At 58.2% G+C, this 14,815-nt stretch carries 16 protein-coding genes and 1 riboswitch; of the genes, 9 read left to right on the plus strand and 7 right to left on the minus strand.

From position 1 onward, the window contains the following. Window positions 1–4 precede the first annotated feature (4 nt). Together CBW65_RS11630 and CBW65_RS11635 are read left to right on the plus strand one after the other, a co-directional pair. Window positions 5–1,276 carry a DUF4397 domain-containing protein gene (locus CBW65_RS11630; RefSeq protein WP_087456961.1) on the plus strand — a complete coding sequence of 424 codons (1,272 nt, stop codon included), beginning with the start codon at window positions 5–7 and terminating at the stop codon, window positions 1,274–1,276. Window positions 1,277–1,417: 141 nt separating this feature from the next. Beyond that, window positions 1,418–2,281, plus strand: a complete 864-nt coding sequence (locus tag CBW65_RS11635) for an aldo/keto reductase (RefSeq protein ID WP_087456962.1) — start codon at window positions 1,418–1,420, stop codon at window positions 2,279–2,281. Window positions 2,282–2,329: 48 nt separating this feature from the next. Here CBW65_RS11635 and CBW65_RS24220 read toward each other — a convergent pair whose 3' ends face one another. Beyond that, window positions 2,330–2,779 (minus strand): YlbF/YmcA family competence regulator, encoded by a 450-nt coding sequence (locus CBW65_RS24220; RefSeq protein ID WP_157721902.1) that lies wholly within the window; start codon window positions 2,777–2,779, stop codon window positions 2,330–2,332. Window positions 2,780–2,866: 87 nt separating this feature from the next. Here CBW65_RS24220 and CBW65_RS24225 point away from each other — a divergent pair, with 87 nt between their 5' ends. After that, window positions 2,867–3,118, plus strand: a complete 252-nt coding sequence (locus CBW65_RS24225) for a hypothetical protein (RefSeq protein ID WP_157721903.1) — start codon at window positions 2,867–2,869, stop codon at window positions 3,116–3,118. 132 nt (window positions 3,119–3,250) lie between these two features. On the opposite strand, the gene CBW65_RS11645 is transcribed toward CBW65_RS24225, so the two are convergent. Genes CBW65_RS11645 through CBW65_RS11655 form a run of 3 tightly spaced genes read right to left on the minus strand, consistent with a single transcriptional unit; the run spans window position 3,251 to window position 5,705 of the window. Then, window positions 3,251–4,609: a nucleoside recognition domain-containing protein gene (locus tag CBW65_RS11645; RefSeq protein ID WP_232463534.1), complete on the minus strand. Its 1,359-nt coding sequence runs from the start codon at window positions 4,607–4,609 to the stop codon at window positions 3,251–3,253. 32 nt (window positions 4,610–4,641) lie between these two features. Beyond that, window positions 4,642–5,433, minus strand: a complete 792-nt coding sequence (locus CBW65_RS11650; RefSeq protein WP_087456965.1) for a FeoB small GTPase domain-containing protein — start codon at window positions 5,431–5,433, stop codon at window positions 4,642–4,644. Between the two features lie 38 nt (window positions 5,434–5,471). Further along, window positions 5,472–5,705, minus strand: coding sequence for a FeoA family protein (locus tag CBW65_RS11655; RefSeq protein ID WP_087456966.1), 234 nt, complete (start codon window positions 5,703–5,705; stop codon window positions 5,472–5,474). Between the two features lie 309 nt (window positions 5,706–6,014). On the opposite strand from CBW65_RS11655, the gene CBW65_RS11660 reads away from it, so the two are divergent. Next, window positions 6,015–7,223: an MFS transporter gene (locus CBW65_RS11660; RefSeq protein WP_087456967.1), complete on the plus strand. Its 1,209-nt coding sequence runs from the start codon at window positions 6,015–6,017 to the stop codon at window positions 7,221–7,223. Between the two features lie 16 nt (window positions 7,224–7,239). On the opposite strand, the gene CBW65_RS11665 is transcribed toward CBW65_RS11660, so the two are convergent. Next, a complete protein-coding gene (locus CBW65_RS11665; protein WP_087456968.1) occupies window positions 7,240–7,539 on the minus strand; it encodes a hypothetical protein in 300 nt (99 codons plus the stop codon). Between the two features lie 87 nt (window positions 7,540–7,626). Here CBW65_RS11665 and CBW65_RS11670 point away from each other — a divergent pair, with 87 nt between their 5' ends. The 5 genes from CBW65_RS11670 to CBW65_RS11690 all read left to right on the plus strand — a co-directional run bounded on the left by CBW65_RS11670 (window position 7,627) and on the right by CBW65_RS11690 (window position 12,055). Next, window positions 7,627–7,890: a glutaredoxin family protein gene (locus CBW65_RS11670; protein ID WP_157721904.1), complete on the plus strand. Its 264-nt coding sequence runs from the start codon at window positions 7,627–7,629 to the stop codon at window positions 7,888–7,890. Between the two features lie 18 nt (window positions 7,891–7,908). After that, window positions 7,909–8,856 (plus strand): UV DNA damage repair endonuclease UvsE, encoded by a 948-nt coding sequence (gene uvsE, locus CBW65_RS11675; RefSeq protein ID WP_087456970.1) that lies wholly within the window; start codon window positions 7,909–7,911, stop codon window positions 8,854–8,856. An 88-nt stretch (window positions 8,857–8,944) separates the two neighbouring features. Continuing rightward, a riboswitch (TPP riboswitch) is annotated at window positions 8,945–9,048 on the plus strand. An 87-nt stretch (window positions 9,049–9,135) separates the two neighbouring features. Beyond that, window positions 9,136–9,717: an ECF transporter S component gene (locus tag CBW65_RS11680; RefSeq protein ID WP_087456971.1), complete on the plus strand. Its 582-nt coding sequence runs from the start codon at window positions 9,136–9,138 to the stop codon at window positions 9,715–9,717. 87 nt (window positions 9,718–9,804) lie between these two features. Continuing rightward, window positions 9,805–11,316 carry an ABC transporter ATP-binding protein gene (locus tag CBW65_RS11685; RefSeq protein ID WP_232463488.1) on the plus strand — a complete coding sequence of 504 codons (1,512 nt, stop codon included), beginning with the start codon at window positions 9,805–9,807 and terminating at the stop codon, window positions 11,314–11,316. Continuing rightward, on the plus strand, window positions 11,309–12,055 hold the full coding sequence (locus CBW65_RS11690) for an energy-coupling factor transporter transmembrane component T family protein (protein WP_087456973.1): 747 nt from the start codon (window positions 11,309–11,311) through the stop codon (window positions 12,053–12,055). The genes CBW65_RS11685 and CBW65_RS11690 overlap by 8 nt, the downstream gene beginning before the upstream one ends. Before the next feature lie 36 nt (window positions 12,056–12,091). On the opposite strand, the gene CBW65_RS11695 is transcribed toward CBW65_RS11690, so the two are convergent. Both CBW65_RS11695 and CBW65_RS11700 read right to left on the minus strand, forming a co-directional pair. After that, window positions 12,092–13,390: an ATP-binding protein gene (locus tag CBW65_RS11695; protein ID WP_087456974.1), complete on the minus strand. Its 1,299-nt coding sequence runs from the start codon at window positions 13,388–13,390 to the stop codon at window positions 12,092–12,094. Window positions 13,391–13,437: 47 nt separating this feature from the next. Then, window positions 13,438–14,718, minus strand: a complete 1,281-nt coding sequence (locus tag CBW65_RS11700; protein ID WP_232463535.1) for an ATP-binding protein — start codon at window positions 14,716–14,718, stop codon at window positions 13,438–13,440. Window positions 14,719–14,815 lie beyond the last annotated feature (97 nt).

The following is a 14,815-nucleotide window of genomic DNA, read 5'->3' on the forward strand; positions in this document are numbered from 1 at the left end:
GGGTTTGAACAGAGAGGAACGACAGCTTGTTGCGTTTGAGCAGTTGGCTCGCGAAGTCGAGAAGCTCGTTTATTTGGTGCAGGAGAGCCAGCAAAATCAGTATGAATTTATGCAGGAAACGTGCCGTTTGCTTCAGGAGCAGCATCAGGATGTCAACTCGCTGGTCGCGCGTTCGAGCACGCAGGATCAGTTGAAAGGCATGCTTGATGAAGTATTGAAGCAAATGAACGATCAGTTCCAGAGTCAGATGGGAGCGCCGGCCGGGATGGAGGCCGGCGATGTCAATATTCAAGTTGATCTGGATGGGGGGCCAGGCGGGCAGACCGGGGTGATTCCGACGCCGGCTGCGGAGCCTGGCGCGGTGCAAGCGCCGACGCAGGCCGGGTATGTCAGCCCCAATGCGACATCAGGCTGGATTCAGCCGACCGAGCAACTGTTGCCGGGGGTACCGGCAGCGCCGCCCGGCCAAGACGTTTTCCCGTTCCCGCAAGCGGACGGGATGGAGCCGGATGGGGAGTATGAGGAAGTGGACGACGTTCCCCAGAGCGGTGTGATCACCGATGTGTCGCCGCTGCCGGAGATGGACGGGGAAGCGGTGCCGATTCCGCTGGGACAGCAGCAGGTCATGCCGATCTCCGAAATCGTCGAACAGGAGGCCATCCCGGTCGTCAAACCGGTCGCCGCTCCGGCGGCAGGCGCACAGATTCGCTTTTTCCACGCGTCGCCCGACACGCCGGGAGTGGATATCTACATCAACGGGAAAAAGGCGGCGGAAGACGTCGATTTTGAAGGCATCAGCGAATATTTCCCGCTGACGCCGGGCCGCCACCGCGTGCAGGTGTTTCCGTATGCCAAACAAGTTGGCGCCCTGATCGACACCACCTTTAACGCCAAGCCCAACCAATCGTACACTTTTGCGATTGGCGGCTCGTTTAAAGACATTCGTCCGGTGATCATCGAGGATGAGCCAAAGCGCGCCAAACCGGGCTTTGCCCGCGTCAAAGTCGTCAATCTCTCGCCCAACGCGCCCGCTTTCGATGTTACCTTGCCCTCCGGCAAAGTGCTGATCGGCCATCTCACCTTCAAAGAAAAATCGCCGTATCTGCAAGTCACCCCCGGCCGCCGCGACCTCGAACTGCGCCTCGCAGGCAAAAAGGACATCATCCAGCGCCTGCCGAAAATGCGCTTCGACCCGGATGTGACGTACACGCTGTACGTGGTTGGTCTTGCCGGCGGTCAACCGCCGCTGTCCACCGAGCTGATCCCGGAAGGCTAAAGCAGCGGTAAAAGTTCAGCATGCAGTCCTTTCTTTTTGCAGAAAGGGCTGCTTTTTTTGCGTGGAAAAAGGGTATCCTGCATAAAGTAGAGAAATGCTCTTGGCAGCATAACCGCCGGAAACAGAAAGGATGTACATACGATGATCCAACAACCGTTTGGCCGCACCGGCTGGCAGGTGCCCCTGCTCAGCTTTGGCGCACAGCGCATCGTGGATGAACATAACTGCACCGAAGAAGAAGCGATCAAGATCGTCAATACTGCGATCGACCGCGGCATTACATACTTTGACACCGCGCCCAGCTATTCGGAAGGGCAGTCGGAACACCGCCTCGGCCTCGCCTTGCAGGGCCGCCGCCACGAAGTGAAGATCGCCACCAAAACGCACGACCGCACCCGCGACGGCTCCTTGCGCCTCTTGGAAGAGAGCTTGAAGCGTTTGCAGACCGACCACGTCGATGAGTGGCGCCTGCACAACATGGTGTCGATCGAACAGCTCGACCGCTGTTTTGCGGAAGACGGCGCGATCAAGGCGCTGCTCGAAGCCAAGGAGCAGGGACTTGTCAAAAAGCTCTCCATCTCCGGCCACACCAACCCGCAGGTGCTGGTCGAAGCGATCCGCCGCTTTGACTTTGACAGCGCCCTCGTCGCGCTCTCGGCGCTCGATCACCACATCTACTCCTTCGCCCATGAGTTTGTGCCGCTGGCCCGCGAAAAGGGCATGGCGATCGTCGGCATGAAAGTGTTGGCGCTGGGCAAACTTGGCGACTGGTATGAGCAGGCGCTTCGCTACACGTTGTCGCTGCCGATCTCCACGTCGATCGTCGGCATGGAGTCGATGGAGCAGTTGGAGAAAAACCTCGCCATCGCCGAGAACTTCACCCCGATGACCGAGCAGGAGCGCCTCGATTTCTGGAAGGAGATCATGCATCTCGCCACGCCGCAGACGTTGCCGTGGAAAGCGTCCGTCTGGGGCTCCGACACCTGGTATCAGCGCGCGCAATAAATAGAAAAAGCCAGCAGATCTGCTCTGCTGGCTTCTTGCCTTCTGAAATTAGTGGCGTCCGCAGCCGCCCGATGAGCAGCTGCCACAGCCGCCGCTGGCGCCGTCGCCCGGTTCTTCGCCTTTTTCGACAGACAGCGTGTTGTTCACCGACGAAACGAGCGTGTGCAGGATGCCTTGGATGACATCGTTCAGGTCTTCCTGCGCCGCTTGCAGTTCGTCGATCAGCGGAATCTGCGCGATGCGGTCGAGCACATCATCATACTCCTGTTTCGCCTTGACCACCGCCGGATGATCGAACCCGTGGCGCAGGGAGAGCTGCGAGTATTGGTTGCGCTTGGCTTTTACCACAAACAAGAGCGCCTGTGCGTCGCCATGGCGGGAGATCTTGGTCTCCGCCTGACGGAAGCGCTTCATTTCTTCTGACGATTTGAGCAAGCTTGCGATCTCGTCCGCCTTCGTCAAGACGTCCGCCATCGATGTATGTTGAACAGCGTTCACTGTGAAAACCTCCTTCACCATAGTTACATTGTACTCCAAAACTTCTTTTTCTACATGGAAATATGCAAAAAAAGGAAGGGAAAAATATTGGAACGATTGCAAGCTGAACTGATGCAGTACGCCGAGGAGCTGTCCGTTCATCTGCCCGGCGACTATGCGGCGCAGGACTATTATGATTTTCTGCGCAATCTGTATGAGGCGACCGTTCGCCATCACGGCGAGGAGACGGTGGCGCAGATGAGCGACGAGACGATTTTGAAAGTGATCAAAGGGCAAGTGCGCGAACTTATCCAGTTGAAACGAATCAACAAATTGCTAAAAAAACGAGACCGGATCTAAAAGATGTCCTGCTGCCTAAGAAAAGGCTGGTGCGGAAATGTACAAACTTGCGGGAGCGTGCTCTGCAACGAAAAAGCTCCTCTCCGTATGAAAAAGACCCTTTCCGCCACGGGAAAGGGTCTTTCGGTTTGCTCACACCCAGCCAAAGAAGCGAACGGTCTGCGCGACGAGGAAGCAGACGCCAAGCGCGATTCCGGTCGGCAGCAAAATGGCGACCAGCGTCCATTTCGTGCTCTTGGTCTCTTTGGCGATCGTCCACATCGTGGTGCCGCACGGGTAGTGCAGGAGCGAGAACAGCATCATGCACAGCGCGGTCAGCCACGTCCAGCCGTAGGAGAGGAACAGATTCTTCAGCTCCGTCAGCGTGTTCATCTCGGTCATCGCACCGGTCGACAGGTAGCTCATGATCAGGATCGGCAAGACGATCTCGTTCGCCGGCAGCCCGAGGATAAACGCCATCAGGATGTAGCCGTCCAGCCCGATCGCCCGCGCAAACGGGTCGAGGAACAAGGCGGCGTGCTGCAGGATGCTCACATCGCCGATGTAGATGTTGGCGAGAATCCACGTCACCACCCCGGCCGGAGCGGCGACGATCACGGCGCGCTTCAGCACAAACGCGGTGCGGTCATAGACCGAGCGGATCATCAGGCGGCCAAATTGCGGTTTGCGGTACGGCGGCAGTTCCAACGTGAAATTGGACGGGATGCCGCGTAAGAGCGTCTTGGACAGCAGCCACGACACCGACAGCGTCGCCGAGATCCCGATCAGGACCAGCCCGACCACCACCGCCGTCGCGACCAGACTGCCGTATGCAAGCCCGACCGCGCCGCCCATAAACAAGGTGGCCAGCGTGATCAAAGTCGGAAAGCGTCCGTTGCAAGGCACAAAGTTATTGGTGATGATCGCAATGATCCGCTCGCGGGGCGACTCGATGATCCGGCAGGCGGTGACGCCAGCCGCGTTGCAGCCAAAGCCCATGCTCATCGTCAAAGCCTGCTTGCCGTGCGCCCCCGCTTTTTTGAAAAAGCGGTCGAGGTTAAACGCGACCCGGGGCAAATACCCAAAGTCCTCGAGGATCGCAAAGGCCGGGAAGAAGATCGCCATCGGCGGCAGCATCACCGACACCACCCATGCCGTGCCGCGGTACAGCCCTTCGATCAGCACGCCATGCACCCAGGCCGGTGTGCCAAGCCATGCGAAGAACGCCGTCAGATAGCCTTCAATCCAGAAAAAGAAATCGGCGAGCAGGCTGGACGGGACGTTGGCCCCGGCAATCGTCAGGTAAAACACGGTGCCCAGCATCAGCAGCATGATCGGATAGCCGAGCCAGCGTGAAGTCAACACATTGTCGAGACGGCGGTCAAAATCGAGCTGGGTCTTGTTCTCCGGCAACGTCACCGTCTGGGCAACGATCTCTTCGGTCCGCGCATAGATGTCGCTGACCATCTGGTCGCGCAAGGCGGACGTATCGTTTTGCTGCACGTTTTGCATCAAATTTTTCAACTGCTGGAACTGTCCTTGGTTCATTGCGGAATCACCACCTCGCCGGAGCGGATGGGGCGCGGAGGCTCCATCGTGTATTGTTCCAGCGCCGCCAGCACCGAGTCGTCGCCGTCAAGCAGGCGCAGCGCCACCCAGCGCGGACGCAGCACGCCGCCGACCAGCGGTTCGACCTGCGGAATGAGCTCTGCCACCGCCCGCTCCACTTCTTCCGAATAAGGGAACAGCTTGGGGGAAGGCTTTACTTCGCCCAAAGCGATTTTTAACAGCATGTCTTTCAGTTCCGGGAGCCCTTCGCCTTTGCGGGCGGTCATCGGGATGACCGGAACGCCGAGCTGCTCCTGCAGGCCCGCGAGGTCGATGGTGATGCCTTTGCGCTTCGCTTCGTCCATCAGGTTGACCGCGACCACGACTCGGTCGGTCACCTCCATCACTTGCAGCGCGAGGTTGAGATTGCGCTCCAGATTGGTCGCGTCGGTGACGACAAGCGTTGCGTGCGGGTTGCCAAAGCAGATGAAGTCACGGGCGACCTGTTCGTCTGCCGATTGGGACAAAAGAGAGTATGTGCCCGGCAGATCGACTAGCGTGAACCCGTGCTGCTCATGGCGGATGCGGCCGATGGCGCTGCCGACCGTCTTGCCGGCCCAGTTGCCGGTATGTTGATTCATCCCGGTCAAGGCGTTAAAAACGGTGCTTTTGCCCGTGTTGGGGTTGCCTGCCAGCGCGATGACGAGGTCATCGGGACTCTGCAGTTCGATCTCGAACCGCTCCGTGCAAGCGGCATGAGTTCCTTGACAGCATGGATTTTGCGACATGGTTCATACCCTCCTTTGCACAACATGCGAAATTGTAATCAGATGCGCGTGACCATCACGAGGGATGCTTCTTCGCGGCGCAGCGCGATCACCGCGCCGCGGATGCGGTAGGCGACCGGGTCTCCGGCCGGGCTTTTGCGCAGGGCTTCGATGATCGCCTGCGGGACCAGACCGAGGTCGAGCATTCGGCGCCGCTGCGGGCCCGCCGCGTTCAAAGACACCACTCGCGCCCGTTCGCCGATCAAGAGCTCAGGCAATGGAATGATCTCCATGAACAAAACCTCCCATCCGTTCATATCCTGTATATTTGTCTGACACCAACTCTTTTGCACGAGGGAAACTTTTACGCCTAAAAAAAGATGGCACTGTCATACTATTGCTTGGAGCTGGATTTGGTGACAGCTCTAGTTAGACGGGCTCAACAAAGTTAGCTATGGGAAAACTTTTTTCTATTCTCTAAATCATATTACGAAATCCCAACATTGTGCAACATTTGTCGATGAAATTTTGTTGACAGCGGTGTTATGGTCTTCCATACTACTATAAGAATGCAGTAAATATCGCACTAGGGGCATTTAGAGATGACTGGACTGCAACGCAACTTTTGGCTGATGTTGACCGGCCGCTCGGTTTCCAAGCTGGGAGATACGTTTCATTTTCTGGCGCTTGCTTTGATGATTTATGCGAAAACACACTCGGCGCTCAGCGTGGGCCAGGTGATGGTCGCTTCGTATTTGCCGGCGATTTTGCTCGGCCCGTTTCTCGGGGTGTGGATCGACCGGCTGGACAAGCGCCGGCTGGCGATCGCCTGTGAGCTGACCCGCGCCTGCGTGGTGCTGTCGATTCCGTTTTTGCCAAATGTGTATTGGATCTATCTGATGACGTTTGTGGCGGCGGTGGTTGGATTTACTTCGTCCAACTCGCAGCACGCGCTGATCGCGCAGCTGTTTCCGAAGCAGCAACTGCTCGGCTACAACGCCAAGATTCAGACGTCGATGCAGGTGATGGCGATCGCCGGCCCGATTTTGGCCGGGATGGTGATCGGCTTTTGGTCGTATACGGCCGCCTTTGTGGTCGATGCGCTGACTTTCCTGTTTTCGGCGACGACGCTCTCCTTGCTGACGGTGGCGGCGAAAGAGGCTGCGAAGCAAGGCGCAGGGGCGAAGAAAAAGCAATTTTGGGCGGAGTTCCGCGCAGGGGCCCGCTATATGATGCAATTGCCGCGCGTGCTGAACGCGACGGCGGTGATGTTTACGGCGATGATCGTCTCCGGGATGTTTAACGTCCTGCTGGTCGTGTTTTCCAAAGACATCATCAAAGTGACCGATACGCAGTTCGGCTGGCTGGAAGCGGGCATCGGGCTGGGTCTCGCCTTGGGCGCGATCACTTTGACACAGGTCAAAAATGTCGACCTGCTGCAAGTCGTGCGCTTTGGGATTCTGGTCGACGCATTGCTGATCGCGCTGCTTGGCACGACCGAGTCGTTTTATACGGAATGGCTGGTGCTGGTCGGGACGGGGATGTTTTCGGTGATGGCGATGATCGCTTCGGCGACGCTGATCCAGTCCGAAGCGGAGCAGCCGTACATCGGGCGCGTGCTGGGCTTTTACAACACCGTCTTTATGGCGGGCACCGTCGGGTCGATGGCATTGGCGGGCGTTGTGGAGGCGTGGTTTTCCGTCCGCGAGATCTTCATCTACGGCGGCTTGCTGACGGCGGTCGCGACCGTCTTGCTGTCGATGAAGCGTCTGCGCAAAACGGATGTGTCTGCCGAGCAGGCCAAGGCATAAAAACGGGCAGTCCCGATCAGCGGGAATGCCCGTTTTTTCGTGTCTGCGCGGTGGTGAGCAGCAGGCGGTACAAGGCGTAGACGCCGAGGTAGCCGGAGGAAGCGAGGAAGAGCAGCGAGTTGAAAATCTCGTGGATGTGCGTGGTGAACTCGGTCTTCATCTGTTTGATCTCAAGGATGCTCAGCCCTGACGTGAGCAGGAATAACAGCAGGGCGACCGCGCCGAGCAGGTCGAAGATCCAGGCGAAACTGCGCGCGCGCAGGAAAAACAGTACGAGCGGGATGACGATCGTCCCCGCGATCAGCATGAAGTTCATAGCAGGCTCCTTTGGGGGATTTCTTGGTAGCTTTTGCGATCGTGTGGTACTGTATTCCTGAGAATATGCGATAGGAGTCTGACACAGGTGAAGCCTTTTCAACTTACATTGTTCACAAAAGACGGATGTACGCTATGCGACAAAGTAAAGCCGATCCTCGAACGGGTGGGGAGAACGTACCCGCTTCAAGTGGCGGAGTTCGATATTACGACCGATGAGCGCGTTTATGCGAAATACTGGGACAAGATCCCCGTGCTGCACGTCGACGGGGAAGAGGCGTTTGTCTCGAAGATTGCAGAACATTGGCTGCGGCGTTATTTGGAGGAAAAGAGGAAAACCCGTGCAGACTAAGCCTGTGAGGTGGTAACGATGCAGGTGAGAATTGGGTATGTTTCGATTGCGCTGGCGATCTATCAAAATACGCCGAGCTCGACGTTTACCTACAAGCTGTTTCAGCAGCGCCCGCGTGAGGAAGCGATCCTTCGCGCCATCGAAGTTGGACGCAAGAATCTGCAGGCGACACAGCGGGTCTTGTATTTTAATGCGGCGCACGGCATTCGATTGTACCGGATGAGTTCGTCGATCGTGCCGCTCGCGACACATCCCGATGTCGGGATCGACGTGCGTGAGGTCTATGAAAAGGAACTGGAGCGCCTCGGCGAGTTCGCCCGGCAGGAAGACATTCGCGTGACGATGCACCCCAACCAGTTCACGCTGCTCAATGGCGCGGACAAAGTGGTGGCGGCCGCACTCGTCGATCTCGACTACCACACGGCGCTGCTCGACGGGATGGGGATGGACGAAACGAACAAAGTCAACATTCACATCGGCGGCGTCTACGGCGACAAGACGAGCGCTGTGCAGCGGCTCTACGACAATTTTGCCAAAGTGCCGGCGGCGGTGCGGAAACGGCTGACGTTCGAAAATGATGACAAGACCTACACGGTGGAAGAGACGCTGGCCGCCTGCGAACAGCTTGGGCAGCCGATGATGCTCGACATCCACCATGACTGGTGCAACAAAAGCGAGCAGACGCCGCTGGAACTGCTCCCGCGCATCGTGGCGACGTGGAAGGGGCAGCCCTTGAAGATCCATGTGTCGTCGCCGAAGGACGAGCATGAGTTTCGGGCGCATTCCGACTATATCGACCCGGAGCGGCTCCTGCTGTTTTTGAAAGGGTGCAAGGCGCTGGGCTTGGAGCGCGTCGATGTGATGGTGGAGGCGAAGCAGAAAGATTTTGCCTGCCTGAAGCTGGCCGAGGACCTCGGGAAGGTGCGGGGGATCAAGCGGGTGGACGGCGCAGTGTTGGAGCTGTAGCAGGGTGTGAACGGACTGTGACAGAATGTCCTTTACAAATGGTTTGTCCTTCTACTACAATGAGTGAGGAAGTTAAAACTGAATAGCCCGCAGTTGCTAGGGGTGCCTACTATGGCTGAGAAGCACGATCAGTGCTAACCCTTTCACTCGATCCTGGGTAATACCGGCGTGAGGAAGTGACGGCATCAGACATTTTTGTCTTGTGTATACATCTTCTGCCGGGTTTCGGGAGAAGATTTTTTTATGCAATGAGCGGTTATTCGAGGAGGAAAATGGGACATGAAGAATAGTTATGTCGTCAATTTCAGAGAGATTATGATGACGGTGATCCTGGCCGTGCTGTGCGGGTTCATCTACATCGCATGGGCGCCGCTGTACGGTGTGGCGGATGCGATTTATCCGGGCGCAGGCGAGGTTGTGTACGGCACGTGGTTTATCGCCGGCGTGCTGGCTGCCTACATCGTGCAGAAGCCGGGCGTGGCGCTGATCGCCGAAGTGGCGGCGGCGTCGGGCGAGTTTATCATGGGCGGGCCGTACGGGCTGTCCACCCTGCTCTACGGTGTGGCGCAAGGCGCGGCGACCGAGCTGGTATTTGCACTTTTACGTTATCGCACTTTTAATGTAAGCACGTTGATGCTGGGCGGTGCTGCTGCAGCGCTTGCCTCCTTGGGATATGATGCGCTGACCGGCGGTCTGGCCGAGCTGACGACCGGCCCGATGATTGCCAAAATTGCGATCCGCACGATCTCCGGCGCGATCCTCGGCGGTCTGCTGGCGAAGATCATTGTTGATGCGTTGGCAAAAACGGGGGCTTTGAACAACTACGCCATCATTCGCAAGAAGATGGAGAAGCCGTTTTAAATGAATGAAGGAACCAAGACACCCTTTCTCGGCTGTGAAAGGGTGTCTGTGCAATTTTTTGACCGTGAGACCCCCGTGTTGAAAGAGATGAGCGTACAGATCGAGGAAAAGGAATCGGTGCTGCTGCTTGGTCCGAGCGGCAGCGGCAAAAGCACGCTGGCCCAGGTGCTGTCGGGCATCATTCCCCGTTCGATCGAAGCGTGGATGAAAGGGAACGTGTACCGTCCGGAGCGGGTCGGGGTGATGTTTCAAGACCCGGATGCACAGTTTTGCATGTTGACGGTGGAAGACGAGATCGCATTTTCACTGGAAAACCGCCGGGTTCCGCCTGCGCAGATGCGCGGGGAGATTCAGCGGCTGATGCGGGAAGTGCGGCTCGATCTGCCGCTGAACAAGCAGATCGCCGAGCTGTCGGGCGGCTTGAAGCAGCGTTTGGCGTTGGCCTGCCTGCTCGCCTTGGAGCCGGACGTGCTGTTTTTTGACGAGCCGACCGCGCAGCTCGACCCGGAGAACACCCGGCTCGTGCTGCAAGACATCGCCCAACTGCGCGGAGAGAAGACCCTCGTCGTCATCGAGCACAAGCTGGAGAGCGTCATGGAGTGGATCGACCGCGTGTTGTTGTTTGGGCCCGACGGTTCCTTGCAAGGTACCGGGAAGCCTGAAGATGTGTTGCGCGATCATGCACAAGCGATCCGAGACTATGGCATCTGGACCCCGCGCATGTGGCCGGTGACGTGGGAGGAGCTGTTGCGTGATCCGCAGCATGAGCTGGCACAGCGCCTGCAGTCGACGCCGCCAGCTCCCAACCCTGTAGACAAAACAGAACCGCTTTTGGAAGTCCGCGAGCTGCGGATGAGCTATCGGGGCGGGGCGAATGTCTGGTCGGATGTGAATGTGAGCGTGCAGCCTGGCGAATGGGTCGCGGTGATGGGGCCGAACGGAGCCGGGAAAAGCACATTTTTGAAGGCGGTCGGCGGCCTGCTTCCAGTGAGCGGGGGGCAGGTGCTGTTGAAGGGGAAGGAACTCGGGAAGTACAAGCCGGAAGCGTTGTATGATCGTGTCGGCTTCGTGTTCCAGAACCCGGAGCATCAGTTTATCGCCGACACCGTCTACGAGGAAGTCGCGTTTGGCGGCAAGCTGGCGCGGTGGCCGCAGGAGCAGGTGGAGCGGGAGACGACGCAGTTGCTGGCAGACTTCCATCTGGAAGCGCTGGCTTCGAAGAACCCGTTTACCTTGTCCCAAGGGCAGAAACGCCGCTTGAGCGTGGCCGGGATGCTTTTGAAAAATCAGGAGCTCTTGCTGCTCGACGAACCGACGTTTGGCCAGGACGCCGCCACGACGCGGGAGTTGGTCGAGCGCATTCGCGAGCGCAACGAAAACGGCACGACGGTGATGATGGCGACACACGATGTGGAACTGGTTGCCGAAACGGCTTCCCGCGTGCTGGTGTTCGCCGAGCATGGGCTGTTGTTCGACGGGACGCCGCAGGAGCTGTTCACGCAGCCCGACCTGCTCGCCCGCGCCGCGCTGATCGAGCCGCTGGCGTATGAGTACCGGCGCCGCCAAGCTGCACAGGAGGAGGGAAGCGTGTATGCCTGAGACGAACAGCTTTGTCGGCGGGGTCAACCCGTCGGTCAAACTCTTCCTGCACCTCTTGTGCATGATCCTGCTCGTGTTCTCCCGTGATCCCTGGACCACGCTGGTCCTGCTGGCAGTTCCGGTGATCATCACGCTGACGTTGGCCAAGATTCCGTTGAAAACGTTTATCGTGCGCGTCTCGCCGTTTTTGGTGCTGTTCCTGTCCACGACCTGGGTGCTCGCCGCATACGGCAAAGGCGAGACGGTCTGGTGGGAGTGGGCGTGGATTCGCATCACGGCGGAAGGCTTGCAAAACGGCTTGAACATTGGCCTGCGGATGATGGCGTTCGTCTGCTACGGCTTCCTGTTCACGGCGACGACCGACGTGACCAAGCTGGTGATGAGCCTGATGCAGCAGTGCAAAGTGTCGCCGAAATTCGCCTATGCGCTGCTGGCCGGGTTCCGCTTCCTGCCCCTGTTCAAAGAGGAGTACGCACAGATCAAAGCGGCGCACCGCGTGCGCGGCGTGGCGCGGGTGCCGGGGCTGCGCGGCAAGATCCAAGGCGTGATGCGCTATACGATTCCGCTGCTCGCCCAAGGTATTCGCAAAGCGGAGCGCGTGGCGGTGGCCTTGGAAGCGCGCGGGTTTGACGGAACGCTGAACCGCACGTTTTATCACCAGATGACGGTTGGCCGCCGCGATGCGCTGTATCTGGCGCTGCTCGTGGTGACCAATCTGGCCGTGCTGCTGTTGCTGTGACGGTCAAATCAAAATCAAAAACGCTCTTCCCGAGGCTTACTTGGGAGGAGCGTTTTTTTCATGATGTTTATCTGGAAGGGGGAAGGACAGCGCGAACTGCGTGCCTTTGCCCTTTTCGCTTTTCACTTGGATGTGGCCGGACATGGAATGGACGATCTGATAGGTGACCATCAGGCCGAGTCCTGTGCCGGTCTCTTTTGTTGAGTAATACGGGTTGCCGAGGCGGGCCAGTTCGGCCGGCGTCATGCCAACGCCGGTGTCGGACACGTCGATGTGGATCTGGCGGGCCCGCTTGTAGGCGTGGATGTGCAGCGTGCCGCCTTGGGGCATCGCTTCGATCCCGTTTTTGAACAGGTTCATCAGCACTTGGGAAAACTTCTCCGGGTCGCCGGTGAGCTCCAGGCCGTCTTCGATCTGGCTTTCGACGGTGACGCTGCGCAGCGTGGCGTACGAGGTGACGACGCCGGCCACCGAGCGGACGCGCTCGCTGACTTCGATGCCTTCGTGCTTGTCGATCTGCGGTTTGGCATAGGCGAGGTAGTCGGAGATGATCGCTTCGGAGCGGTCGAGCTCTTCGATGCTCAGCTCCAGAAACATTTTCTGCTTCTCCGGCGAGACGCTTTGCTCTTGCAAGAGCTGCAGGAACCCGCGCACGACGGTCATCGGATTGCGCATCTCATGCGCGATCGCGGCGGCGAGCTCGCCGAGGACATAGAGCTTTTCACTCTGCTGCACTTCGACGCGCATGTGTGCTTTCTCGCGGATGTTTTCGATCAGGTAGACGGCAAGCCACGCCGCAAACAGATTGATCAGCGTGAAAAAGGCGAGGAACGGCAGGTGCGGATTCTGCCAGGGTGTGACCTCCATGCTATGTACGATGATCAGATTGGTCGGAATCAGCAGCACCAAGAGGAGCAGGATCGTGAAAATGATCTTCGGGCGCCGTCCGATCAGCAGGTAGCGCTTCGCCGACAGGATGGCCAGGGCGATCACGACGGGGAAGGAGATCGTCATCAGGAGAAATCCGATGCCGAGCGACCCGATCAGGACGCGGTAGCCAAACAAGGCGATGATCAGAAAGATCCCGACGCGCCACCCGCCGTATAAAATGCCGATCAGCATCGGAACGAGCCGCAAATCCAGCACGTAGCCGGGGATGATCGATACGGGGAACGTCATGCAGAGCAGGACGGATGCAATTGACAGAGAGCCGATGGCGACGCCGTTGCGCCGCGGCATGGCGGTGCCGAGCTTATCGACCCAGAAGTTCTGGTAGATAAAGATCGGCAGCAAAATAAAAAGCAGGTTGAGCAAGACTTCTTGTATGCCGGCCAACGTTGTTCACCTCACTCGGATGAACGAACTTTTTCGACAAAGTAAGTCTATTTCCTGCCTGCTAGTAAGTCAGATTTACGAGGGAGCGTGATGATAAAGCGCGTCCCGCTCCCTTTTTCGCTTTCGACGTGGATCTTGCCGTTCATGCTGTGGATGATCTGGTAGGTGACCATGATCCCAAGTCCGGTGCCGTCTTGTTTGGTCGAGAAAAACGGGTTGCCGAGGCGCGAGGTCTCATCGGGCGTCATGCCGACGCCGGTGTCGGCGACTTCGATGCGGGCGGTGCCGTCGTTTGCCGCAGCGACGGTGATCGTGAGGACGCCCCCTTGCTGCATCGCTTCGATCCCGTTTTTGATCAGGTTCATCAGCACTTGGGAGAGCTGCTCGGGATCGGCTTCGATGAAGAGGCCGGGGGTGGTCAGGGTGTTGATCTCAACGTTGCGCAAGGTGGCGTAGGAGGAGATGATGCCGGCCGCATGCTCGACCCGCTCGGCCGCGTCGACCGCTTCGATGCGCGTGGACTGCGGGCGGGCGAAGGCCAGATAGTTCGAGATGATCGACTCGGAGCGGTCGAGCTCTTCGATGCCGAGCTTGAGGAACATCTGGCGCTTGTCGGACGGGATCTGGTCCGACTGCAGCAACTGCAAAAAGCCGCGCACGACGGTCATCGGGTTGCGGACTTCGTGGGCGATCGACGCGGCGAGCTGACCCATGATGCGCAGCTTTTCCGCCTGCTGAATCTCGAAGCGCAAGGCGGCTTTCTCGCGCATGTTTTCGATCAGGTAAACGGCGATCCACATCGTGATGCCGTGCAGGATGACGTAAGCGGCAAAGACGGGCAGATGCGGGTTGATGAAAAACGGCTCATCAAGGGTCAGCACGACCACCGTGTTGACGAGCAGGGCGGACAGAAAAGACAGCAGAGAGGCGGCGGCGAGTTTGCGGCGGCGCTCCCAGAGCTTGAAGCGGGCGGCGAGCAGGAAGCTGGCGATGATCGCCGCCGGATAGGTCAGCGCCACAATGACAAAGCCGATGCCGCCGATCTGCCAGCTGTACAAATAGACGGCGGAGATGATTAACAGCGACGCGCGGAACCCGCCGTAAAGGATGCCCATCAGGAGCGGGACGAGGCGCAGGTCGAACACATAGCCGGGATGCGGATGCACCGGAAACAGCATGCAGCAAAGCGCAGCAACGGCGGCCAGAATGGAGATGGCGGTGCGGTTACTGGAAGAAACCATCGGACTGCTCGCTTTGTCGATCCAGAAGGTCTGGTAGACAAAGATCGGCAGGATGATGATGAGCATATTGAGCATGAGATCTTTCACTTCGTTCAAACGTCTCACCTCAGGACAGGACAGCATCGTCAGAATAGTAGGTAGGGCTGTGAATCTTCGTCGTCAAATTTCGACATAAACCTACAGG

It is taken from the genome of Tumebacillus avium (genome assembly GCF_002162355.1).
Taxonomy (GTDB): domain Bacteria; phylum Bacillota; class Bacilli; order Tumebacillales; family Tumebacillaceae; genus Tumebacillus_A; species Tumebacillus_A avium.